Annotated in this window: 18 protein-coding genes; 15 read left to right on the forward strand and 3 right to left on the reverse strand. The window is 66.9% G+C overall.

Annotated elements, in window-relative coordinates:
* The first annotated feature begins 62 nt into the window (after positions 1 to 62).
* The 7 genes from ACQY5K_RS06710 to ACQY5K_RS06740 all read left to right on the forward strand — a co-directional run bounded on the left by ACQY5K_RS06710 (position 63) and on the right by ACQY5K_RS06740 (position 10,268).
* Positions 63 to 1,196 carry a D-alanine--D-alanine ligase family protein gene (locus tag ACQY5K_RS06710; RefSeq protein WP_428121268.1) on the forward strand — a complete coding sequence of 378 codons (1,134 nt, stop codon included), beginning with the start codon at positions 63 to 65 and terminating at the stop codon, positions 1,194 to 1,196.
* A gap of 236 nt (positions 1,197 to 1,432) precedes the next feature.
* Entirely contained in the window at positions 1,433 to 2,368 is a 936-nt protein-coding gene (locus ACQY5K_RS06715) for a hypothetical protein (protein ID WP_428121270.1), read from the forward strand.
* Positions 2,365 to 4,773: an HAD-IB family hydrolase gene (locus ACQY5K_RS06720; protein ID WP_428121273.1), complete on the forward strand. Its 2,409-nt coding sequence runs from the start codon at positions 2,365 to 2,367 to the stop codon at positions 4,771 to 4,773. Before ACQY5K_RS06715 ends, ACQY5K_RS06720 begins: the two co-directional genes overlap by 4 nt.
* The gene (locus tag ACQY5K_RS06725) at positions 4,770 to 6,359 is read left to right on the forward strand and encodes a lactate racemase domain-containing protein (RefSeq protein WP_428121275.1); all 1,590 of its coding nucleotides are present in this window, start codon (positions 4,770 to 4,772) and stop codon (positions 6,357 to 6,359) included. Before ACQY5K_RS06720 ends, ACQY5K_RS06725 begins: the two co-directional genes overlap by 4 nt.
* 11 nt (positions 6,360 to 6,370) lie before the next feature.
* The gene (locus tag ACQY5K_RS06730; RefSeq protein ID WP_428121277.1) at positions 6,371 to 7,375 is read left to right on the forward strand and encodes a lysophospholipid acyltransferase family protein; all 1,005 of its coding nucleotides are present in this window, start codon (positions 6,371 to 6,373) and stop codon (positions 7,373 to 7,375) included.
* Positions 7,376 to 7,435: 60 nt separating this feature from the next.
* Positions 7,436 to 9,319: an ABC transporter ATP-binding protein gene (locus tag ACQY5K_RS06735; protein ID WP_428121280.1), complete on the forward strand. Its 1,884-nt coding sequence runs from the start codon at positions 7,436 to 7,438 to the stop codon at positions 9,317 to 9,319.
* Positions 9,320 to 9,335: 16 nt separating this feature from the next.
* Positions 9,336 to 10,268 (forward strand): M15 family metallopeptidase, encoded by a 933-nt coding sequence (locus tag ACQY5K_RS06740; RefSeq protein ID WP_428121283.1) that lies wholly within the window; start codon positions 9,336 to 9,338, stop codon positions 10,266 to 10,268.
* A 15-nt stretch (positions 10,269 to 10,283) separates the two neighbouring features.
* Here ACQY5K_RS06740 and ACQY5K_RS06745 read toward each other — a convergent pair whose 3' ends face one another.
* Both ACQY5K_RS06745 and ACQY5K_RS06750 read right to left on the reverse strand, forming a co-directional pair.
* The gene (locus tag ACQY5K_RS06745; protein WP_428121285.1) at positions 10,284 to 10,700 is read right to left on the reverse strand and encodes a hypothetical protein; all 417 of its coding nucleotides are present in this window, start codon (positions 10,698 to 10,700) and stop codon (positions 10,284 to 10,286) included.
* Between the two features lie 31 nt (positions 10,701 to 10,731).
* Positions 10,732 to 10,974 (reverse strand): AbrB/MazE/SpoVT family DNA-binding domain-containing protein, encoded by a 243-nt coding sequence (locus tag ACQY5K_RS06750; protein WP_428121287.1) that lies wholly within the window; start codon positions 10,972 to 10,974, stop codon positions 10,732 to 10,734.
* Between the two features lie 90 nt (positions 10,975 to 11,064).
* Here ACQY5K_RS06750 and ACQY5K_RS06755 point away from each other — a divergent pair, with 90 nt between their 5' ends.
* The 5 genes from ACQY5K_RS06755 to ACQY5K_RS06775 all read left to right on the forward strand — a co-directional run bounded on the left by ACQY5K_RS06755 (position 11,065) and on the right by ACQY5K_RS06775 (position 18,503).
* On the forward strand, positions 11,065 to 12,141 hold the full coding sequence (locus ACQY5K_RS06755; RefSeq protein WP_428121290.1) for a class I SAM-dependent methyltransferase: 1,077 nt from the start codon (positions 11,065 to 11,067) through the stop codon (positions 12,139 to 12,141).
* A gap of 129 nt (positions 12,142 to 12,270) precedes the next feature.
* On the forward strand, positions 12,271 to 14,550 hold the full coding sequence (locus ACQY5K_RS06760) for an aconitate hydratase (RefSeq protein ID WP_428121292.1): 2,280 nt from the start codon (positions 12,271 to 12,273) through the stop codon (positions 14,548 to 14,550).
* 322 nt (positions 14,551 to 14,872) lie between these two features.
* On the forward strand, positions 14,873 to 15,790 hold the full coding sequence (locus ACQY5K_RS06765; protein WP_428121295.1) for a LysR family transcriptional regulator: 918 nt from the start codon (positions 14,873 to 14,875) through the stop codon (positions 15,788 to 15,790).
* A gap of 36 nt (positions 15,791 to 15,826) precedes the next feature.
* The gene (locus tag ACQY5K_RS06770) at positions 15,827 to 17,164 is read left to right on the forward strand and encodes an acyl-CoA carboxylase subunit beta (RefSeq protein ID WP_428121297.1); all 1,338 of its coding nucleotides are present in this window, start codon (positions 15,827 to 15,829) and stop codon (positions 17,162 to 17,164) included.
* Positions 17,165 to 17,231: 67 nt separating this feature from the next.
* Positions 17,232 to 18,503, forward strand: coding sequence for a citrate synthase (locus ACQY5K_RS06775; RefSeq protein ID WP_428121299.1), 1,272 nt, complete (start codon positions 17,232 to 17,234; stop codon positions 18,501 to 18,503).
* A gap of 36 nt (positions 18,504 to 18,539) precedes the next feature.
* Here the strand turns inward: ACQY5K_RS06775 and ACQY5K_RS06780 are convergent, their stop codons facing one another.
* Complete coding sequence (locus ACQY5K_RS06780) at positions 18,540 to 19,526, reverse strand: NAD(P)H-quinone oxidoreductase (protein WP_428121301.1); 987 nt, start codon at positions 19,524 to 19,526, stop codon at positions 18,540 to 18,542.
* 46 nt (positions 19,527 to 19,572) lie between these two features.
* Here ACQY5K_RS06780 and ACQY5K_RS06785 point away from each other — a divergent pair, with 46 nt between their 5' ends.
* The 3 genes from ACQY5K_RS06785 to ACQY5K_RS06795 are packed head-to-tail and all read left to right on the forward strand — an operon-like array spanning position 19,573 to position 22,508.
* Entirely contained in the window at positions 19,573 to 20,412 is an 840-nt protein-coding gene (locus ACQY5K_RS06785) for a tyrosine-protein phosphatase (RefSeq protein ID WP_428121304.1), read from the forward strand.
* Between the two features lie 28 nt (positions 20,413 to 20,440).
* Positions 20,441 to 21,667: an acyl-CoA dehydrogenase family protein gene (locus tag ACQY5K_RS06790; protein ID WP_428121307.1), complete on the forward strand. Its 1,227-nt coding sequence runs from the start codon at positions 20,441 to 20,443 to the stop codon at positions 21,665 to 21,667.
* A complete protein-coding gene (locus tag ACQY5K_RS06795) occupies positions 21,630 to 22,508 on the forward strand; it encodes an IS5 family transposase (protein WP_428121309.1) in 879 nt (292 codons plus the stop codon). The genes ACQY5K_RS06790 and ACQY5K_RS06795 overlap by 38 nt, the downstream gene beginning before the upstream one ends.
* Positions 22,509 to 22,619 lie beyond the last annotated feature (111 nt).

Raw genomic sequence — 22,619 nt, forward strand, 5'->3', positions numbered from 1 at the left:
ACCCTCGAATGCGGTTTCATGGCATCCATGGGCCGATTGGCAAATGCATCGACGGCGCTCCGATGAGTCGACCTGGCGTCTGTTTCGGCGGCCCGTCACCAGAGCATGACATCTCGATTCTGACGGGCCTCCAGGCAGTGCACGCGCTCGCCGAGGCGGGGCGCGACCCCGTCGCGCTGTATTGGTCGCCGAACGGGACCTGGCACGAGGTACCCGCCGATCTGGAAGCCGCGGCATTCGCCGACGGCCTGCCATCTGGGGCCACAGCCATCGAATTGCTGAGCCGGCCCGGCGGCGGGTTCGTCCGCGGCGGTCGTCGTCCCAAGCGCGCTGCCGTCGACCTGGACGTGGTTGTCAACTGCTGCCATGGCGGACCCGGCGAGGAGGGCGCGCTGGCTGCGCAGTTCGACCTCGCCGGGCTGCCGTACACCGGCCCCAGCCAGCGCAGTGCCGCGATCAGCATGGACAAGCTGGCGTTCACCGGTGCCGTTGCGGCAGCTGGGCTGCCGACGCTGCCGTTGTGGCTGCTCACCGACGACCTGCGTGCCGAAGGGCTGGCTGCGGAACTGGTCGAAGGGCCGCTCATCGTCAAGCCGCGCTTCGGCGGATCGTCGATCGGAATCGAGATCGTCGCCGATCTGGCGACCGCGCAAGCGCTGGCACAGACTTCGCTGTTGCTGCGCGACGGCGCCGTCGTCCAGCGATACCTCACCGACGTGATCGATCTGAACATCTCGGTGCGAACGTGGCCGCAGTTGCGCCTCAGCGCCGTCGAGCGACCCCTGCGCAGCGCGGACGCCGAGATCTACACCTACGCCGACAAGTACCTCGTCGGCGGCGGCGGCATGGCGACTGCGGCACGAGAGCTTCCCGCAACGCTGCCCTCGGTGATCGAGACCGGCCTGCGCGCCGCTGCGGTCGAGGTGAGCCACCTCGTCATGGCCCGCTCGGTCGCGCGCATCGACTTCCTGTGGGACGGTGGCGACGATCCCAACGGGCTGTGGGTCAATGAGATCAACCCGATTCCCGGCTCGTTGAGCTGGTACTTCTGGTCCGGTGAAGGCGACAGCCTCATCGAGTTGCTCGACGATCTGATCGCCGAGGCGCTCGACGGACCCACCCGTCACTTCGTAACGCAAGGGGCCGACGGCACGGCCCTCCGCTCCGTGGGGACCATCGCCGCGAAGCTGGCATAGCGATGCTGGTGAGAGCGCTAGTGCATCGGCGGCGATGGCTGTCAGCACCGACCGCCTTGACACTGTGCAGAAATGCCGCTGCTGGCAGCAATCTTGCGCGGAGAATTGCTTGGCGTCAGACTTTGCGCAGAAATGCCGCCACAGGCGGCAAATTTGCACTCAGAAGGCGTCAGCGTCGTTTCCCGAGAGGTGGCCTGTTCGCGCGCCCTCTCCGAGTGCTGGCAGCTTGCGCCGCGGTGACGCTGCTGGCGCTGGGTTGCAGTAGCCCGGACGCATCGGGTACCGCCCGCGATGCTGGCGACGGGACCGACCTCAATTCATGCGAACGCGCCCGCCTGGGCGCCGCCCTCGGCGTGACTGAGCTGTCTCTGCCCCTCGATCCCATCGACGAGCCGCTCGCAGACATCGCCAGAGACATCTGCGCGCTGGACAGCAGCGATCCGGGATCGACCGCGCCGGCAGACACACGGGTGCTCTCTCCCAGCGAACAGCGCGACGCAGCGCTGCCGGCCGCTCTCGTGCGTGCGCCAGCCCTCTTCGATCCCGACGACCCCCCGCCGGGTGCAGACCCCGTGCTCGACGAGCTTTGGGAATCCTGCGGTGCGGGCTCCGCCAGCGCTTGCAACGCGCTGCTGTACGAGGCAACGCCAGGCAGCGAGTACGAGGCGTATGCATTCAGTTGCGGGGGACGTGAGAACCTGCACTGCAGCGTGCTCCTCGGCGACGGCAGCGAGGGTGGCCTGCTCGCTGTCGACTTCGAACCGCAGACGCCTGCACCGGGGAACATCGCAGAGCTTGACGGTTGGTGGGAATCCTGCGGCGACGGCAGCAGCCGCGCCTGCGCGCAACTCGTGCTGTCCGCGCCGGGCGGTTCGGCGTACGCAACGTTCGGATGGGCCTGTGGAGGCCGCACCACGCTCGACTGCGCATCGCTGCTGGGTGACGACGGTCCGCCGCCCGTGCTCAGCGGACGCTCTCCGAACGACGAGCCACCGGGCGCAGATGAGTACCTCGACGGACTGTGGGAGCGATGCGGAGCGCTCAGCGCACCAGCGTGCCGCGACCTCGCAACCTTTGGTCCGCCAGGAAGCGACTACGAGCGTTTCGCCCTGTCGTGCGGCTGGCGCGCGGTGACTCCGTGTGCCCGCCTGTTTGCCCAGTTGGCAACGTGAGCGCGGATCATGCGCCGGACTTCGGTAGAAAGCAGGCCGTGATCGCCGAAGCGTTGACAGGCAAGCGCATTGCCATCACCGGCGCTACGGGCTTTTTGGGGACAGCACTGACCGAACGGCTGCTGCGTTCGGTCCCCGACTGCGAGCTCGTCGCGTTGGTGCGTCCGGGTCGTCGCACGGACGTGAATCGCCGGATCCAACGCGAGGTGCTGCGCAACGACGCCTTCGACCGTCTCCGTGAGGCCTGGGGCGATGATTTCGACGAGATCTGCGCCCGGCGTATCACCGTCGTCTCAGGTGATGTGAGCGTCGACGGCCTCGGCCTGAGCGACGACGATCGCGAGACGTTCTGCAGCTGCGACGTCATCATTCACTCGGCCGCCACCGTCAGCTTCGACAGCCCGCTCGACGCGTCGATCGAGATCAACCTGCTCGGCCCGAACCGGGTGCTCGACGCGTGTCAGCAAGCGGGCGTGTCACCACACGTCATTGCGGTGTCCACCTGCTACGTGGCCGGCAACCGGCGCGGTTCTGCCGCAGAGGTGTTCCTCGCCGACACGCCGTTCTCTCTCGACGTCGACTGGAGATCCGAGGTCTCCGCAGCGCGGCGCACACGCGCAGACCTGGACGCTTCCAGTCGCTCCCCCAATCGCTTGCGCCGGTTCCATCGCGATGCCCGCGAAGAACTCGGTCCCGCCGGCCTGCCGATGCTGGCGGCCAAGACCGAGCAGCTGCGCCGCGAATGGGTCGACGCCGAGATGGTGACTGCGGGGCGCAGCCGAGCAGCGTCGCTGGGCTGGCCCGACGTCTACACCTACTCCAAGGCGCTGGGCGAGCAAGCGCTCGTCGAACTGCACGGCGACGTGCCGATCTCAATCGTGCGCCCCTCCATCATCGAATCGGCGCTCGCCGAGCCGGCGCCGGGATGGATCCGGGGCTTCCGTATGGCCGAACCGCTCATCGTGTCGTTCGCAAAGGGCGAACTCGACACGTTCCCCGGATACCCCGAAGGGGTCATCGACATCATCCCGGTGGACATGGTCGCCGCCGCAATCATCGCCGTTGCCGCCCGAGGGCCCTCGCGAGCCCCCGAGATCTTTCAGGTGGCATCGGGTGCGGTGAACCCGCTGCGCTTCAAGGTGTTGCTCGACACCGTGATGCGGTGGTTCGAGGACCACCCCGTCTACGACTCGAAGGGTCACCCGACGGCCAGCACCCAGTGGCGATACGCCGGCTCAAGCGGGCTCGAAGAGCAACTCGAACGGGTCATGACGGTATTCAACACCGCCGAAAAGGTGGTGAACCGGCTGCCGATGCGAGGCCGCAACGATCTCACCGTGCGCTTGGCGCAGCGACGCGCCAGTCTCGAGCAGATCCTCGGCTACGTGCAGCTCTACGGCGCGTACGGCAAGTGCGAAGCGCTCTACGGGATCGACCGCACCTTGGAGCTGTGGGACTCGCTGCCCGAAGCCGATCAGGAACGGTTCGGCTTCGACCCCCGCGTCGTGGACTGGCCGCACTACATCGCCGAGGTGCACCTGCCGACCGTCGTCATCCAGGCCCGCGTCAAGACCACCCCGCAGCCACGCACTGGCCCCAGCCGCAACCAGCGGCTTCGCACAGCCGTGCTCGACCCGGCCCGGCACTTCGCAGCGTTCGATCTCGAGAACACCTTGATCGCCAGCAATGTCGTGGAGAGCTACGCCTGGCTCGCCACCCGCAGGCTGGACAATCCCCAGCGCGTCCGGTTCGCATTGCGGACGCTGGCTGAGACTCCGGGGCTGTGGCGCAGGGACCGCCACGACCGCACCGATTTCCTGCGCTACTTCTACCGGCGCTACAAAGGCGCGCCCGTCGGCCAGCTGGATGCCGACGCGGCCGAGATGCTCAGCCACCTCATCTTGACCAAGGCGTTCCCCGCCGGACTCCGGCGTGTGCGCGAGCACCGAGCGGCGGGCCATCGCACGGTGCTCATCACCGGCGCGCTCGAGTTGGCGGTGCGGCCGCTCGCACCGCTGTTCGATCACATCATCGCTGCGCGCATCGACAGCGCGAATGGCCGCTATACCGGCGAGATGATCGATGTCCCGCCAACCGGCGAGGTCCGCGCCCAGATGATGGTCGAATGGGCCGCGGCCGAGGGCTTCGAGCTGGCTCAAGGCGTTGCATACGCCGATGCCGCCTCCGACATGCCCATGCTGGAGGCGGTGGGCTATCCCGTGGCGGTGAATCCCGAGACCCGGCTGGTCACGATCGCTGACAAGCGGGGATGGCTGTGCGAGAACTGGACGCGGTCGTCGGGAGGTCCGCGGCCGCTACTGCCGTTCGCCCCGCCCTATCGAATTCGAGCGAGCACCGGCCGTCTCGACCGGCGTACGCGTGTCGCGACAGGAGGCCCCCGGTGACCGCCCGCAAGGGTCTCGTCCTCGACGTCGACCGGACGACCCCGCCGATCCTGTTCCACCACGGCGAGGGACTCCGCTTGGAAAAACTCCCCGTCGGCAGCCGCGTGGTGTACCCCAACGAGCCGCTCGATGCGGTGCGCGATCCCGAGAGCGAGATCGCCGCTGCGCTCGCGAACCCTCTCGGCGACAGCGAGCCGCTGGCTGCGCTCATGCGACCCGGCATGAAGCTGACGATTGCGTTCGACGACATCTCGCTGCCCCTGCCGCCGATGGCAGCCCCCGACATCCGCGGCCGGATCATCGAGCAGGTACTCGACATTGCCGCTGCCGCAGGCGTCGACGACGTCCATCTCATTGCAGCACTCGCCCTGCATCGCCGGATGACCGAAGCCGAGCTTCGACACGCTGTCGGCGACAGGGTCTACGACGCATTCGCCCCGCACGGCCAGTTGTACAACTTCGATGCCGAGGATCCCGACGGGCTAACGCATCTGGGCACCACCGAAGCCGGCGAAGAAGTCGAGATCTCCACCCGGGCCGTCGAGTCAGACCTGCTGGTGTACGTGAACATCAACCTGGTTTCTATGGACGGCGGCCACAAGAGCGTCGCCACCGGACTGTCGGGGTACACGGCGCTGCGTCACCATCACAACGTGCACACCATGCGGCACTCGAAATCGTTCATGGATCCCGAGCACTCCGAGCTGCACACGCGCAACTGGCGTCAGGGCCGCCTGCTGGCCGAGGCCGGCGTGAAGGTGTTCCAGATCGAGACCACACTCAACAACGACACGTTCCCGTCGCCCTACGGCTTTCTGCAGCGCAGAGAATGGGAGATGTCGCCGAAGGATCGGCTGATGCTGGTCGGCACCAAGACGGCGCTCGATGTGATGTCGCGCCGGGCGACCCGGCGCATTTTCAGTGGCATCCGCGCGCCGTACGGACTGACGTCGGTCCAGGCGGGCGAGGTCGAAGCGGTCCACCGGGTGACACTCGAGAACGTCTATCGCCAGCACCTCGTGCGGGTTGAGGGCCAGACCGACGTGCTCACGATGGGGCTGCCCTACCTGTGCCCCTACAACGTCAACTCGATCATGAACCCGATCCTGGTGGCCTGCCTGGGGCTCGGGTATTTCTTCAACCTGTACCGGGGCAAGCCGCTGGTACGCCCTGGCGGCGTGGTGATTATGACGCACCCCACGCCGTGGGAATTCCACCCGGTACACCATCCCAGCTACATCGATTTCTTCGAAGAAGTCCTCGCCGACACCACCGATCCGGAGGTCATCGAGCACCGCTATGAGAAGCGGTATGCGGAAGACGAGTGGTATCGGCACCTGTACCGGACGTCGTACGCCTACCACGGCGTGCATCCGTTCTACATGTGGTACTGGTGCGCACACGCGCTCGAGCATCTCGGCGGCGTGATCATCGTGGGCGGCGACCAAGCGGCAGTCCGGCGCATGGGATTCCGTTGCGCCTCGACGCTCAACGATGCGCTGGAGATCGCCACCGATGTGGTCGGGCGCGATCCGTCGATCACCCATATTCACAATCCGCCGGTCCTGATGGCCGACGTCGTCTGAGGCAGCGAACGGTGAGCGACCCCAATCGCCGAACGGCAGTGCCGCACTTCGGCAGCAGAGGGTCGGGCAAGGGCTCGGGCCGCAAGAAGGCCTCCGTCACGCGGATCGCTCGAAACGCAGAGTTTCCGCTGCGCGCCGGGACAACGCCCAAGGGCCAGACACCGCTGCCGGCCAACGTGGGCTCGAACTATGAGACAGACTGGGCTCGTCGCTTTCCCGCCCGGGTGGCGCGACGCGTTGCACGGGACACGCTGGGCCGTGCGATCGTGCGTTACTACGCCCGCCCGACAATCAAGGGCGTGGACCGTCTCAGCGACCTGCGCGGCCCCGCGGTGTTCGCGGCCAACCATCAGAGCCATGCCGACACCGCTGTCATGGTCACCTCGATCCCTGAGCCGTGGTGCAACCGGCTCGTAGTGGGCGCAGCCGCCGACTACTTCTTCGGCAACCGGTTCAGCTCGGCGATCTCGGCGCTGTTCGTGGGTGCGATCCCGATCGAGCGAACCTCGGTGAATCGGCGCAATATCGACCAGGCCGTGGCGCTGCTGCGCAGCGGCTGGAGCCTCGTGATCTATCCCGAAGGCGGACGATCCCGCGACGGCTGGGGGCAGCAGTTCCGGCCCGGCGCTGCGTACCTGGCAAAGCAAGCCGGCGTGCCGGTAGTGCCGGTGCACATTCGAGGCACGTTCGACATCCTCCGCAAGGGCCGGGCCTGGCCCAAACGGGCACGAGCGGTTGTCAACTTCGGCCGGCCGCTGGACTTCGCCGACGACGACAACAATCGGCGCTTCACACGACGACTGCAAGCCGCCGTGGAAGGCCTGGCGGACGAGACGGCGACCGGCAACTGGTTTGCCGCCAGGCGGCGGCTGCACAGTGCGGACAGCCCCGGCCTCGAGGGCCCCGCGGCATCTGCGTGGCGGCGCCGCTGGACCCTCACCGAGCCCGTGCCGAAAAGCGGCGAAGCGTCTCCGGGTGACGCTGCTGCGTCCAAGCGCCGCTGGCCCTACGTGTAGCTCCGCAGACACCCACGACGTGCCGCGGCTCGCGGCAGGGCGGCTCGTATCGTTCGATCCATGCAGTCAATGGCATCGGCGCACGGCGCCATGGGGCACGACCCAGCCGGGGTCGAAGGTCGTCACCTGGCACGCGGCACCATTCGCCGGGCAGTCTCGCTGGCGCGCCCGTACCAGTCGATGCTTACCGGCTTCGTCAGTGCTCAACTGCTCGGAGCTCTCGCGTTCTTGGTGCCGCCACTTCTGTTCGGACGCATCATCGACCAGGCCATCCCAGCCGGAGATCGGCGGCAGGTCAATGTGCTTGCCGCGATCATCGTGGCTTCGGCGTTCGCCGAGGCCGGCCTGTCGTTCATTGAGCGCTGGTGGTCGGCGCGCATCGGCGAAGGCCTGATCTTTGACCTGCGGGTAGGCCTGTACGACCACGTCCAGCGCATGCCGGTGGCGTTCTTCACGCATGTGCAGACGGGTTCGCTCATCAGCCGTATGAACAACGACGTCATCGGCGCGCAGCGGGCCTTCACCGGGACCCTCAGCTCAGTGGTGTCCAACACCATCGTGCTCTCCACGACGCTCGTCGCGATGCTGGTGCTCGAGTGGCGGCTGACGCTGCTCGCGCTGGCCCTGCTGCCGGTGTTCATCGCGCCCACCAAACGAGTGGGCCGGCGGTTGCAAGCGCTGACCCGCCAGGGCATGGAGCACAACGCATCCATGAACACCGTGATGACCGAGCGCCTCAATGTCGCTGGCGCGCTGCTCGTGAAGCTGTTCGGACGCCATGACGACGAGCGAGCCGAGTTCAGCGCCACAGCGAGCTCCGTGCGTGATATCGGCGTCCGAAGCGCCATGTGGGGGCGGACCTTTTTCATCGCGCTGAGCCTCGTCGGGGCCGTCGGCGTTGGGGTGCTGTACTGGGTCGGCGCTCACCTTGTGATTTCTGGCTCGCTCACCATCGGCACGCTGGCGGCGATGAGCCTGCTGGTCGTTCGGGTCTACATGCCGTTGACCGGCCTGACGAATGCCCGGGTGGACGTGATGACGGCGCTGGTGTCGTTCGAGCGGGTCTTCGCTGTGCTCGACCTGCCCAATCCGATCACCGACCGACCCGGCGCCGTCGATCTGTCCGATGTCTCAGGTCGCGTCGAGCTGCGCGACGTGACGTTCACGTATCCCCCCGCCGACGACAAGATGCTCGCCGAGCTGGGCGGCGCGGCAGCGACGCCCCAACAACCCAGCGGCGCGGCAGGCGACGCAGTGCTCAGCGGGGTGTCCATGGTTATCGAACCCGGTCAGACGGTTGCGTTGGTGGGTCCCTCAGGCGCGGGCAAGACGACGCTCGTGGCGTTGCTGTCGCGCCTGTACGACGTCGACACCGGTGCCGTGCTCATCGACGGTCAGGACGTGCGCGACGTCACCGGTGAGTCGTTGCGGGCAAGCATCGGCGTCGTCTCCCAAGACCCTCACCTGTTCCACGACACGATCGCCGCGAACCTTCGTTACGCCCGACCAGGGGCAACCGACGTCGAACTGCTCGACGCATGCCGGGCCGCGCAGATCGACGAGCTGATCCTGGGACTGCCCGACGGCTGGGACACGGTCGTCGGCGAGCGCGGCTACCGCCTCTCGGGCGGCGAGAAGCAGCGCCTTGCCATCGCCCGAGTCCTGCTGCGCGATCCAGCCATCGTGGTGCTCGACGAGGCCACGAGCCATCTCGACAGCGAGAACGAGGCCCTCGTCCAGCGCGCACTGTCCACCGCGCTGGCGGGTCGCACCGCGGTGCTCATCGCCCACCGCCTGTCGACCATCACCGATGCTGACCAGATCCTGGTGCTGGATCGAGGCCGATTGGTCGAGCAAGGCCGGCACCAAGAACTCATGGTCGGGGGCGGCCTCTACGCCGACCTCTACCGAACGTTAGTTGATCACCCCACCGTTGTGTCCTGAACATCCCGCTGCCGCCATGTCCGCCTCCGAGCCCCCCCTCCGATGTCCCCGAAATGCGCCTCCCCGCCGAAGGTCGCGGCTCGGCTGGGCCGTCGCGTCAGCGGTACTCGCCGTCAGTGCGCTGCATGCGCCGACGGCGGCTGCTGCGCCGGTCGACGGCCATCGGTCGGCTCACATCGCAGAGCCGATCACCACACTGCGGCCTGCGCCAAAGTTGCCCGACGAGCCCAAGACGCTCAACGAGCCCGATCCGGTACCCGTGCGGCCCCCGAACGCGGGGGACGCCGTCATGCTCCCCACGTTCACGGGGCCGGAGTTCAATCAGCTCTTCAACACGGCGAACCTGCCGAACCTCGCGTCGATCGGCTCGGTGCTGGCCATCACTGACTCCGAAGAAATGGACCAGCAAATACGCGAGCACGCCGAGCAACGTGGCTACCAGCTACGCCCACTTCCAGCCAACTATGCGCTGATGCGCTTCGTGGCAGAAGGGCAAGTGCTCCAACGCCCCGCTGCGTCTGCCTGGCTGGCACTGCGTGCTGACGCCGCCGCCAACGGCATCGAGATCGAACTGAAATCCGCGTACCGGGGACAGACCTACCAGCGGACCGTGTTCCTGCGCACCTTGAGCGAGCCCTACGAGTACGAGGAGATGGTCGAACGGCTGAAGATGTCGGCACCGCCGGGGTACTCAAAGCACCACACGGGATACGCCATCGACGTCGCCCAGGATGGCTACCTCCGCTTCGGTCAATCGCCTGCATACGCCTGGCTGGCAGCCGAAAACTTCGCCAACGCGAAGAAGCACGGTTGGATCCCGAGCTACCCACCCGACGGCGGACGGCAGGGTCCCGTGCCCGAACCATGGGAATTCACCTACGTCGGCCGCTTCGCCATCCTCTGTTTCCACCAACGCCCACCCGCCGGCGACCCCCTCTGCCGCATTTGAACGCGCTTGGCGTCGCTACGTGACCACGTGGGTACGGCCTTCGGCGTCCAGAGCTGCTTGGAGTCGGGGCGCGGGTGCGCAGAGATACACGTCGGCACCGAGGTAGACAGCTGCGGCAAGCACTTCGATGCCGAGCACGTTGAGCTGGTGACGTTGGCGGAGCCTCCCGATCAACGGCCCCAGCTCCCGCAGACTCACGAGCCCGATCTCGGGAGGCAACTCCAGCAGTGCTCCGGTGGCACGTCGGCGCAACGAATCAGGCAGAGTGGCGAATGGAGCTGACAGCGATCCGGCACGCTCGGTAGCACTGAGCACGGCGTGGCACAGACGCACATACCAGCAGCCGGTGGTGTACACGGCTTCGCCGGGACGAGGCGGGTCGTCGCCTCGCAGGATCGCACCGAGGTGCTGGTCGTCGACGATGTGAGTCACCAGGCCCTGGCTCAACTTCTGTGGGCCGGCTTCACTCGTTTGCGAGGTCGGGATCACCGAAGCCGGTTCGCGCAGCTTCCCACTCGGACTCGCTGACGAGGTCCAGGATTTCGCGGCGCAACGGCTCGACACCGCCCGGCACGATGAGGACAGCGCCGCCGATGTCGAGGAACCCCACCCGACCGCCCTCATTGAGGCCCCAGCGACGGCGAGCCTCGGCGGGGAGGCTCATCTGGCCACGGGAGGACACCTTGAGGTCCCCGGCGCTGGACATGGCACTGAGTCTACAAGGCACAATGATCTCTTGCCTTGTAGAAGGCTGGCGAGCGGGAAGCCGCCCGGCCGGGCAGGTAGCGTCTCGCAAATGGCTACCGCTACTCGTCAGATCGATCCGGACCTTCTGGGCAAGTTCGCCTTCCAGGTGTGGTCCTACAAGCAAGGCGAAATGGTGTCGCTGATGCTGCACATCGGCGACGAGCTCGGGCTGTTCGCGGCGCTTGCCGACGCCCAGCCTGCCACCAGTGACGACATTGCGTCGGCTACGGGACTCAGCGAGCGTCTCGTGCGCGAATGGCTGATGGGCATGGCAGCCGCACGGATGATCACCTACGACGAGGGTGCGTTCACCATGTCGCCCGAAGCCGAGGCCCTGCTTGTCGATGAGGAGGAGTCGACCCAATTCGCCATGGGTGCGTTCCGGGGCGGCACGGGCGACCAGGCGCTGGACCTCATCATCGATTCATTCCGTACTGGCATCGGCATGACCTACGAGCAGCAGGGACCCCGCGCCGCCGCGGGATTGGCGCGCACAACTGGCCCGTTCAGCCGCCAAGCGTTGACCTCGACGATCCTGGCTGGACTCGACGGCGTGGCCGCCAAACTCGAGCGTGGCGCAAAGGTGCTCGACGTCGGCTGTGGCGCCGGCGTGTCGGCGTGCCTCATCGCAGCGGCTTGGCCCCGCACGGAAGTGGTCGGCTTCGATCCGTCCGAGATCGCCGTCACCCAAGCCCGCGAGCGAGCCGAGGACGACGATCTTGAGAACGCCACCTTCGTCGTCGCGGGAGCTGCCGACATCCCCGCCACAGGCGACTTCGACCTCGCGCTCACCTTCGACTGCCTGCACGACATGCCACGCCCCGACGATGCGCTCGACGCGATTCGTGGCGCACTCGGCGACGACGGGACGCTGCTCATCAAGGACATCCGCTCCAGAGGCGACTTCTCCCAGGACAAGCGCAACCCGATGCTGGCGATGTTCTACGGCTTCTCGGTGACGAGCTGCCTGCAATCTGCGCTCAGCGAGGCAGGCGGCTTGGGCCTCGGCACGCTCGGGCTCTACCCGGACAAGGCTCGCGAGCTCACGACCGCCGCCGGCTTCACCCGCTTCACCCAGCACGACTTCGGCGACGCCGCCAACCTCTACTACGAAGTCCGTCCCTGACGCTGCGAGTTCGAACCTGCGTTTGGGCGTAGCTTCTCAGTCGCTCCTCGCCGCGCTCCTGCCGCTTGGGGCCACCTGGACCAGAACGCACGGAGCATCGACAACCACGACAACAGGGGGACATTGCCCATGGCTGTGCACGCGAGCACGCCGATCGAACTGATCGAAGGGGTGTACACCGGCTTGGCCGACGCAACAGCGTTCGGTCGCGAACGGCTGGGTCGTGCGCTCACGCTGTCGGAGAAGATCCTCATCGCCCACCTGTCGAGCCGAGATCAGGAACTTGAGCGCAGCGTGTCCTATGTCGACCTTGCGCCCGACCGTGTCGCCATGCAGGACGCCACGGCACAGATGGCTTGGCTGCAGTTCATGACGGCAGGACTCGACGAAGTCGCCGTGCCCACGACGACGCATTGCGACCATCTCATTCAGGCCCGGGAGGACGGAAAGCGCGACCTGCTTGCCGCCTCGGCGAACAACGAAGAGGTCTACGACTTTCTCGAGAGCGTGTGCGCCCGCTACGGCGCAGGCTTCTGGAAGCCCGGCAGCGGCATCATCCATCAGGTCGTGCTGGAGCAGTACGCCTTCCCCGGCGGAATGGTGATCGGCACCGACAGCCATACCCCCAACGCGGGCGGCCTCGGCATGATCGCGGTCGGCGTCGGCGGCGCCGATGCCGTGGACGTGATGACCGGCTTCGCCTGGAACGTGCGCTGGCCGAAGGTGATCGGCGTGAAGCTCGTCGGCGAGCTGTCTGGCTGGAGCGCGCCCAAGGACGTCATCTTGAAGGTGGCCGAGATCCTCACGGTCAATGGCGGCACCGGCGCCATCGTCGAGTACTTCGGGCCCGGTGCGGAGTCGCTGAGCGCCACCGGCAAGGCCACGATCTGCAACATGGGCGCCGAGATCGGCGCAACAACGTCGCTGTTCGGCTACGACGCAGCGATGTCCCGCTACCTCGCAGCCACCGGCCGCGAAGCAGTCGCCGCCGCGGCCGATGCCATTGCCGCGCACCTGCGTCCCGACGACGCCGCCATGGCCGATCCGGCGGCTCACTACGACCAGTTGATCGAGATCGACCTGTCGCAGCTTCGACCCCACATCAACGGGCCGCACACACCGGACCTGGCCCGCGAGGTATCGGCGCTGGGCGCCGAGGCCCATGAGCGGGGCTGGCCGCTCGACATCAGTGCCGCTCTCATCGGCAGCTGCACCAACTCCAGCTACGAGGACATCACCCGCGCCGCGTCGATCGCCCGAGATGCCGCATCCAAGGGGCTGCGCGCGCGGACGCGGCTGCTGGTGACTCCGGGCTCGGAGCAGGTGCGCGCCACCATCGAGCGCGACGGCCTGCTGGCCGATTTCGAAGCCTTGGGCGCCACCGTGCTGGCCAACGCCTGCGGGCCGTGCATCGGACAATGGGACCGCTCGGACGAAAAGGGCTATGTCCCCGGACAACCCAACGTGATTGTCACCTCCTACAACCGCAACTTCCCCAAGCGCAACGACGGCGACGCCGCCACGCTGGCGTTCGTGACCTCGCCCGAGACGGTGATGGCGCTCGCGCTGGCGGGCACCTTGGAATTCGACCCGGTCAACGGGGTGCTGCACACGGACGCGGGCGAGCCCGTCGCGCTGCCGACCCCTGTCGGCGTCGAGCTTCCGCCTGCGGGATTCGACCCCGGCGAGAGCGGTTTCGTCGCTCCGCCCGCAGACGTCTCGGGTATCGACGTCCGCGTCTCGCCTGACTCGGACCGCCTGCAGGTGCTGGCCCCGTTTGAGGCCTGGGACGGCAACGACTACGAAGATCTGCCCGTGCTGGTCAAGGCTCAGGGCAAGTTCACCACCGACCACATCTCGATGGCCGGTCCGTGGCTTCGCTATCGCGGCCACCTTGAGAACATCTCGGGGAACCTGTACCTGGGCGCAGTGAATGCCTTCGACGGCTACGACGTGGGCCACGGCAAGAATCAGCTGACCGGCGAGACCCAGCCGTATCCCGAGATCGCGAAGGCGTACCACGAAGCCGGCGTGAACTGGGTCGTGATCGGCGACGAGAACATGGGTGAGGGATCGAGCCGTGAGCACGCCGCGATGGAGCCTCGTTTCCGAGGCGGCCTGGTGGCGCTGGCGCGCAGTTTCGCCCGCATCCACGAAACCAACCTCAAGAAGCAGGGCATGCTGGCGCTGACGTTCGCGGACCCAGCGGATTACGACCGCATCGACGAGGACGACCGGATCTCGGTGCGCGGCCTCGCCGATCTGGCACCGGGACAGCCGGTCACCGTCGAAGTTCTCCAGCCGTCGGGCCAGGTCTTCTCGATCGAGACGAACCACACCTTCAGCACTGATCAGGTGGAGTGGTTCAAGGCGGGCTCGGCACTCAACATCATCCGGGCCTCGCTGTAGCACGGCGTCGGCGGCGAGCGGCCTGCTCGACGCACTGAACGCGACGAAGCCGGCCCGGGGGGTGGGCCGGCTCCTTCGCTAGGTCTGCAGGCGTGGGGGACGCTCGGACCTGAGGCCGGACGGAGCGGGGGCTTCCGATCCGGCTGACGCTCGCCTAGGTGGGGGGCACCTTGCGGCGGAGCGTTGTGTCGAACGGATTGGGACAAGCCGCTTCATTCGACGTTCAGCAAGGTACTGCTGACATATCAATCGCACCAGCAGTTAGGACAGATATTTTCCATCTGTTTCAGCGATGTGCCATTGTCCCAGCTAGCGTGCGCGTATGGACCTCAAATACCTCGACGCTCTTGCTGCGGTAGCCACCCACGGGCGCTTCTCGGCGGCTGCACGCGCGCTGCGCACAGTGCAGTCGAACGTGTCCAGCCACGTCGCCAAGCTCGAGGATGAACTGGGCGCATTGCTTGTGGATCGTGCCATGGGATCGCTGACGCCTGAGGGCGAGGTGGTGCTGGCGCGGATCAAACGCATCAACGCGGAGATCGCTGCGATGCGCGCTGACGTGGCATCAATGACATCGCACGTGACCGGTGATGTGCATCTCGGCATCATCGGCACGCCGGGCCGGTGGCTGCTGCCCCCGTTTCTCGATGAGCTGCGACGTCTCCACCCTGACGTCACCGCAACGGTCGTGGACTCCACCACGCTCGCGCTCATCCGTCTTCTCGAAGGCGGTGAGCTGGACCTCGCCGTGGTGAATGCCCCGGTGGACCACGAAGAACTCGCGGCCACTCCCCTGTTCGAGGAGGAATTCGTCGTCATCGCGCCATCGACTCACCCGCTCGCCGCAGACGGCGACCGGGAGGTGAGCTTCGCCGAACTCGAGCACCATCCGCTGTTGCTCAGTCCGCCGGGATCGGCCATGCGAGGCCGCATCGACGCCGCCGCCGCGCGTCATCGGGTGACGCTGTCCACAATGGCCCAGCTGGACGGCATCCGCCTGACGGCCACGCTCGCGTTCCAGGGTTACGGCCCTGCAATCGTCCCGATCACCTCGATCCCCGAGTGGACCGAGCGCGGCGACTGGAGCGTCCTGACCGTTTCGGGCCTGCTGCCCCGTCAGGTTGCGCTCGCCATCCGCCAGCGCGGCATGCTCTCCGCCCCCGCCACCGCCGCTCGGGAGGTCCTGCGCCATGTGATCCGCATCGTGGCGACGCGCACGCACGGGGTTGTGCCTGTGTGACCATTCTCGACGTGGATCATGCGTAGCCTCACCGCGGTGGACCTCCAGCTCCGCGCCGGCGCAACTGGGCATGTCACCGCCGGTGCGGTCTCGCTCGGCGGACGCACCGTCATCCTCGTGTCCGCCGACAGTCCCGAGCGGCGCGGCGCGCTCGCTCCAGCGGACAGCGAGACGATCGTCACTGCGCTCGAGACCGCGCTGGCGAAGCGACTGCCCGTCGTTCTCATGCTGTCCTCAAGCGGGGCCGACGCACACCACGGCCTGGCAGCACTGCACGGTTGGGGGCGCGCAGCACAGGTGCTTGTGCGGTGCTCAGGTGTCGTGCCGATCCTGGCGGGGGTCACCGGCCCCGCCATCTCGGGCATCGCGTTGCTCATCGGCCTCGCCGACATCGTGGTGATGGCCACCGACGCATACGCGTTCGTCAGCGGGCCGGTGCCGGTGCGCGAAATGACCGGTGTAGCGATCGGCCCCGACGAGCTCGGCGGCGCGTCGATACACGCCAGCGCCTCAGGCGCTGCCTCGGCTGTGACAGAACCAGGCGAAGTGCTCGACGCGCTCACTGAGATCCTCGCCTACCTGCCTGCGCATTGCGACGAGCTGCCGCCGCGGCTGGCGACCGCTGATCCGCGCGATCGGCTGACACCCGAAGCCGGCGACCTGCTGCCGACGGTGCCCACGGGCGCCTACGACGTTCGCGACGTCATCTCGGCGCTCGTCGACGACGGTGCCATGGTCGAGCTGCGCGCAGGGTGGGCGCCGAACCTCGTCACTGGCCTGGCATCACTCGACGGCTACTCGGTCGGCATCGTGGCGAACCAGCCGATGAGCATCGCTGGCACGCTGGACATCGCCGCGAGCCAAAAGGGCGCCCGCTTCGTGAACTTCTGCGACGCATTCGGCCTGCCGCTAGTGACGCTTGTGGACACGCCAGGCTTCTATCCCGGCAAGGACCTCGAGTGGCGAGGGATGATCCGCCACGGCGCGCAGCTCGCGTTCGCCTACGCACGGGCGACGGTGCCCCGCGTCGCCGTCGTGCTGCGCAAGTCCTACGGCGGCGCATACATCGTCATGGACTCCAAGACGATGGGCAACGACGTGTACTTGGCGTGGCCCAGCGCTGAGCTCGCGGTGATGGGCGCCTCCCAAGCGGCCCAGATCCTGCGCCGTGGTGCCGATGCCGACGAGGTCGCCACCTACGTCTCGGACTACGAGGACACCTACCTCAACCCCTACACCGCAGCAGAGCGCGGCTACATCGACAGCGTCATCGACCCTGCCGAGACGCGCTCCGCGCTGGTCAACACGCTCGGAATGCTGTCCACCAAGCGCGAGCGCCTGCGACCCCGCCGCCACGACAACTCTCCGCTCTGAGCCAGCGCCGACTTCGCAGCGGCCCGCCTGATTGGGTACATTCGGCGGCGACGCACGAGGGGAACCGATGCCAGAGGACAGCTTTACGATCACCGACAACCGCTCTGGTGAGACGGTGACCGTTCCCGTGGTCGACGGGACGATCTCGGCGGCCGCGCTGCGCGAGCTGGACAGAGGCCTGTGGTTCTACGACCCGGCCTACCTCTCGACGGCCAACTGCGATTCCCAGATCACCTATATCGACGGTGACGAAGGGGTCCTGCGCTACCGCGGCTATCCCATCGAGCAGCTTGCTGAGAAATCCAGCTTCCTCGAAGTCGCCTACCTGCTCATCCACGGCGAGCTTCCCACCGAGGCCGAGGCAGCCGAGTGGATCCACCACATCACGTTCCACACCTACGTACACGAGGACATCACCCGCTTCATCAAGGGCTTCCGTTATGACGCCCACCCGATGGGCACCCTCGTCTCGACGATCGCCGCGCTGTCCACCTTCTACCCCGAGGCGAAGGACATCGACGATCCCTACACGCGGCTGGTGCAGATCATCCGGCTGATGGCCAAGATGCCGACGATGGCGGCGTTCACGTACCGCAACCGGATGGGGCTGCCGTACGAGTACCCGGTGAATCACCTGAGCTACACGGCCAACTTCCTGCGGATGATGTGGAGCGTGGCCGACCCCGACTACGAACCCGACCCGACGCTGACGCGGGCGCTGGACGTGCTGTTCATCCTGCATGCGGATCACGAGCAGAACTGCTCCACCACCACGATGCGCACGGTCGGCTCCAGCCGTGCCGATCCATACTCGGCGGTGGCAGCGGCCACCTGCGGGCTGTACGGACCGCTGCACGGCGGCGCGAACGAGCAGGTCATCCAGATGCTGCACGAGATCGGCAGCTTCGACAACGTGCTCGCCTACGTCGAACGTGCAAAGTCCGGCGACGTGCTGCTGCAGGGATTCGGCCACCGCGTCTACAAGAACTACGACCCGCGGGCCAAGATCATCAAGGAGACCGCCGACGCGGTGTTCAAGGTGACCGGGCTGAATCCGCTGCTGGACATTGCCATGAAGCTCGAAGAGGTCGCGCTCAGCGACTCGTACTTCATGGATCGCCGGCTGTACCCGAACGTGGACTTCTACTCGGGTCTGATCTACGAGGCGATGGGCTTCCCGCTCGACATGTTCACGGTGCTGTTCGCCATCGGGCGCACACCCGGCTGGCTGGCGCACTGGGTGGAGATGCTGGGCGACCCCGAGCAGAAGATCTATCGGCCTCGCCAGAAGTACACCGGCGTGGGCGAACGCGACTACGTCGGCATCGAACAGCGCTAGCGAGCTGCGCCGGGTCCGCTGGGGCCGGGCCCAGGCTCAGTCCTGCACGTCCAGCAGGATCTTGCCGACGTTGGCGTTGGTGGCCATGTAGGTGTGTGCGTCGGCGATGTCTTCAAGGGCGTAGCGAGAGTCGATGATCGGCCGCAGCGAGCCGTCGTCGAAGCGTGGCAGCAACTCGGCGCAGAAACGCTGGTTGGCGTCGATCTTCTGCTCGATCGGACGTGAGCGCAGCACGGTGCCGATGAGCGCCGCTCGCTTCGGCAGCAGCATGCCGAGCGCGAAGGTGGCCTTCGGTCCGCCCATGACGCCGACCTGGATGATGCGGCCCTGCGTGCGAACCGAGGCGATGTTGCGGGCGAGGTAGTCGCCGCCGATGACATCGAGCACCACGTCGACGCCGACGCCGCCGGTCCACTCCTTGACCGCCTCGGCAAAATCGGCCCCGGTGTAGTCGACGACGAGATCTGCGCCGAGGTCGGTGCAGGCCGCGACCTTTGCGGTCGAGCATGTCACGGCGATCCGGGCGCCGATGGCCTTGGCGATCTGGATGGCCGCAGTGCCCACTCCCGATGCGCCGGCGTGCACAAGCGCCGTGCCGCCAGAAGCGAGGCCGCCCTGGGTCATGAGCGCGTCGTGCGCCGTCATGAACACCTCGGGGATTGCTGCAGCGTCGCTCAGGGCGACTCCGGTGGGGATGCGCTGGAGCATGCGCTCATGCGTCGCGACGCGCTCTGCCATCGCACCGGCGGACACGATGCCCATGGCGTGGTCGCCGGCTGTCCAGCCGGTCACGCGCTCGCCGACGGCGGCGATTCGCCCGGCGAACTCCATGCCGGGGATCTCGAAGGGTGGCTTCGGTCCGGGTGCGGGGTACTGACCCATGCGCTGGAGCAGATCGGCGCGGTTCATTGCAGAGCACACGACGTCGACGAGCACCTCGTCGGGCCCTGGTGCCGGCTTGGGCACATCGCGTACCTCGAGTACTTCGACGCCGCCGTATTCGGGAATCACCACTGCACGCATGGGCGGCGACGCTAGTGCGCATCGGTCCCGATTAGCCTCCCCCGCCGTGCGTCGCGATGCCGTTGTTGTTCTCGAAGGTGCTCGGAATTGCCGTGATCTCGGCGGCTATCGGACGGCGAGCGGTCGCCGGGTTCGACCCGGTGCGCTGTTCCGATCCGATCGGTTGAACAGCCTGAGTGCCGATGATCTCCAAGAGCTGGCCAGCCGCGGCATCCGCACGGTCGTGGACTTCCGGGCGGGTCCCGAGATCGAACGTGATCGTTCGCGCCTGTGGGCCGGCGTGACCTCGCACATCTCGCTGCCCGTGGGAGACACCGTCGACGGTGACATCAGCATGGTGGACCAGATCCTCGCCGGACGCCTGCATTCGGTCTCCGAAGCCGACATGGTCGAGCTCTACATGAAGATGCTGCTCACCTACGGCGAGCGGTTCGCCCAGTTCGTTTCGGTGGCCGCCGACATCGACCACCTCCCGATGCTGTTCCACTGCACCGCCGGCAAGGATCGAAGCGGTCTTGCCGCCGCGTTGCTGCTCGAGGTGCTCGGCGTAGATCGCGCCACCGTGCTGGACGACTACTGCCTCACCAACGAACTTCGATCGCTTCAGCGGATCTCGGAGCTGACACCGCAGTTTGCCGAAGTCGACATCGACATTGACGACGTCCGGCCGATTCTGAGCGCACCACGTCCGGTCATGGCGGCGGTGCTCGCCGAACTCGACACCCGCTATGGATCACACGCTGGCGCGAACGGCACTGCCGGCCGAAACGGCAGCGCTGGAAGTGCGGCGTCTGGAAGTGCGGCGTCCGGTCCCGAGGGCTACCTGCTGGCCGCCGGTCTCAACCCCGGTGTACCCGAGATGCTGCGCGCCAATCTTCTGATCTGATCGCGACCTCGGCTGTACTGTCCGGGCGATGGACTACGTCTGGCCCCAGGAGCTGACCGACTTGGCCGACGAGGCGGCCGAGTGGGTGCGCGAGGCCACGGCCGACCTGTTCATGATCGACGACGGCTGGCTGGTCGGCTATTCCGACGAGTTCACGCTGCGGCTGGGAGAGCGCGGCTGGATAGGGATGTGCTGGCCAACCTCAGCAGGGGGCGACGGGCGACCCGAAGTCGAGCGGTTCGTGGTGACCGAGCAGCTCCTGCTGGGCGGCGCACCGATGGCCAGTTCGTTCTTCCCTGACCGCCAGATCGGCCCGGTGCTGCTCGCCTACGGCACGCCTGATCAGCAGGCCCGGTTCTTGCCCGAGATGCGTGCGGGACACTCTCGCTGGTGCATTGGCATGTCCGAACCCGATGCCGGCTCCGATGTGTCGGCCATCGGGACGACGGCTGTGCGTGACGGCGATCGGTTCATCGTTAACGGCCAGAAGATCTGGACGAGCGGCGCAGCAACGGCGAACTGGTGCTACCTGATCTGCCGGACCGATCCCGATGCGCCGCCGCACAAGGGCATGAGCGAGCTGATCGTGCCGATGGGCAGCCCCGGGATCAAGGTGCGGCCGATCCGGGATGCCTCCGGTGACGCTCACTTCAACGAGGTGTTCTTCGATGAGGTGGCGGTGCCTGTCGAGAACCTGGTGGGCGAGCTGAACAACAGCTTCTCCCAGACAATGCGCCAGCTGGAGCACGAACGGGGCGGGATCGATCGGCTGGCGTCGAACCAACGGCTGTACCTGGACACGAAGCCGAGAGCCAACACGTCGGACCCGCTGATTCGCCAGCGGATGGCCCGCATCGAAACCGGCTACCGGATCGGGCGCGACATGGTGCTGCGCAACGTGCTGCGCCAGACGCCGTTCGCTCAGTACTCGGCGGTCACCAAGACGTGGTGCACCGAGTTCGAGCAGGAGGTGTCGCGCTTCGTGGGTGATGTGGCCGGGGCCGACACGATGCTCGCCAACCGGGTATCTCGAAATGTGGTGTACGCGCCCGCATACACGATCATGGGCGGCACGACGCAGATCCTGCGCAACATCATCGGGGAGCGAATCTTGGCGCTGCCACGAGAGCCGCGCGTCTTAGAGGCCGCGCGATTGGCCATCCACGGGTTGGCTGGTTCCCCGGTGTATTGGTCGGGTTGTCCGAACAAGACAACCCGTGGAGGCCGGTTTCATCATGCGCGCTTTGGAGCCTGAGGTGGTGGATGTGATCTGGGCGGCGGTGGAGCCGATGCTGCCTGTGCGGCCGGTGGGCGGCCCTGGCAGGGGGCATCGGCCCCGGATACCGGACCGGCTGTGCTTTTGGGGGATCCTGGTGCGGCTGGCCACGGGCTGCTCGTGGCAGTGCGCGGAGGCGCTGCTGGGATGGCAGGTGTCGGACACGACGCTGCGGTCCCGCCGCGACGAGTGGGTCGCTGCGGGCGTGTTCGAGCGGATCGCGGCCGAAGCGATCGCCGCCTATGACCGGATCGTGGGTCTCGACCTCGATGACGTGTGCATCGACGGGTCCACCCACAAAGCTCCCTGCGGTGGGGAAGGGACCGGCAAAAGCCCCGTTGACCGGCGCAAATCAGGCTGGAAGTGGTCGATCGCGATCGACGGGGCGGGGATCCCGGTCGGGTGGGCCGCCGCGGGCGCGAACCGCAACGACATCATGCTGTTCGACCCGACCGTGGCCGAGATCGAACGGCGGGGGCTGCATCACGACACCGAGACCTTGCACCTCGACCGCGGCTACTGGGGCGCCCGCGTCGACCGGTCAGCCGCCGCGGCGGGCATCTGCGATCTGGTGCGGCCCCCCAAACGCAGACCCGGCCACGACGGCCCCGCAGAACCGGTCACAGCGCCGCTGGGGCTGCGCTGGCGCGTCGAGCGAACCAACTCATGGCTGTCCAACTACGGCCAACTGCGACGAAACACCGACCGCAAACCCGAGCACCGCCTCGCCCAACTCGCCCTCGCCGTCGCCTTGATCATCACCATCAAACTCATCGACCACCGCAACCGCTGGCAACCCCACAACCGCCCAATCCGCTAACGCTCTTAGGGATCTGACCACCAACATCTGCGCTGTCGCCCGCTGGTCAGGTCCTGTCACCGACCAGTCAACAAGCCTCGCACGCTGCTGGCACGATGTCCGGCGCCCCGG

The sequence above is a fragment of the Candidatus Poriferisodalis sp. genome, from assembly GCF_965262965.1.
Taxonomy (GTDB): domain Bacteria; phylum Actinomycetota; class Acidimicrobiia; order Acidimicrobiales; family Poriferisodalaceae; genus Poriferisodalis.

Excerpts from the sequence above, each read along its gene's own strand:
- ACQY5K_RS06710 (WP_428121268.1), top strand. The coding sequence starts at position 63 with ATGAGTCGACCTGGCGTCTGTTTCGGCGGCCCGTCACCAGAGCATGAC.
- ACQY5K_RS06735 (WP_428121280.1), top strand. The coding sequence starts at position 7,436 with ATGCAGTCAATGGCATCGGCGCACGGCGCCATGGGGCACGACCCAGCC.
- ACQY5K_RS06740 (WP_428121283.1), top strand. The coding sequence starts at position 9,336 with ATGTCCGCCTCCGAGCCCCCCCTCCGATGTCCCCGAAATGCGCCTCCC.
- ACQY5K_RS06750 (WP_428121287.1), bottom strand. The coding sequence starts at position 10,974 with ATGTCCAGCGCCGGGGACCTCAAGGTGTCCTCCCGTGGCCAGATGAGC.
- ACQY5K_RS06755 (WP_428121290.1), top strand. The coding sequence starts at position 11,065 with ATGGCTACCGCTACTCGTCAGATCGATCCGGACCTTCTGGGCAAGTTC.
- ACQY5K_RS06760 (WP_428121292.1), top strand. The coding sequence starts at position 12,271 with ATGGCTGTGCACGCGAGCACGCCGATCGAACTGATCGAAGGGGTGTAC.
- ACQY5K_RS06765 (WP_428121295.1), top strand. The coding sequence starts at position 14,873 with ATGGACCTCAAATACCTCGACGCTCTTGCTGCGGTAGCCACCCACGGG.
- ACQY5K_RS06775 (WP_428121299.1), top strand. The coding sequence starts at position 17,232 with ATGCCAGAGGACAGCTTTACGATCACCGACAACCGCTCTGGTGAGACG.
- ACQY5K_RS06780 (WP_428121301.1), bottom strand. The coding sequence starts at position 19,526 with ATGCGTGCAGTGGTGATTCCCGAATACGGCGGCGTCGAAGTACTCGAG.
- ACQY5K_RS06790 (WP_428121307.1), top strand. The coding sequence starts at position 20,441 with ATGGACTACGTCTGGCCCCAGGAGCTGACCGACTTGGCCGACGAGGCG.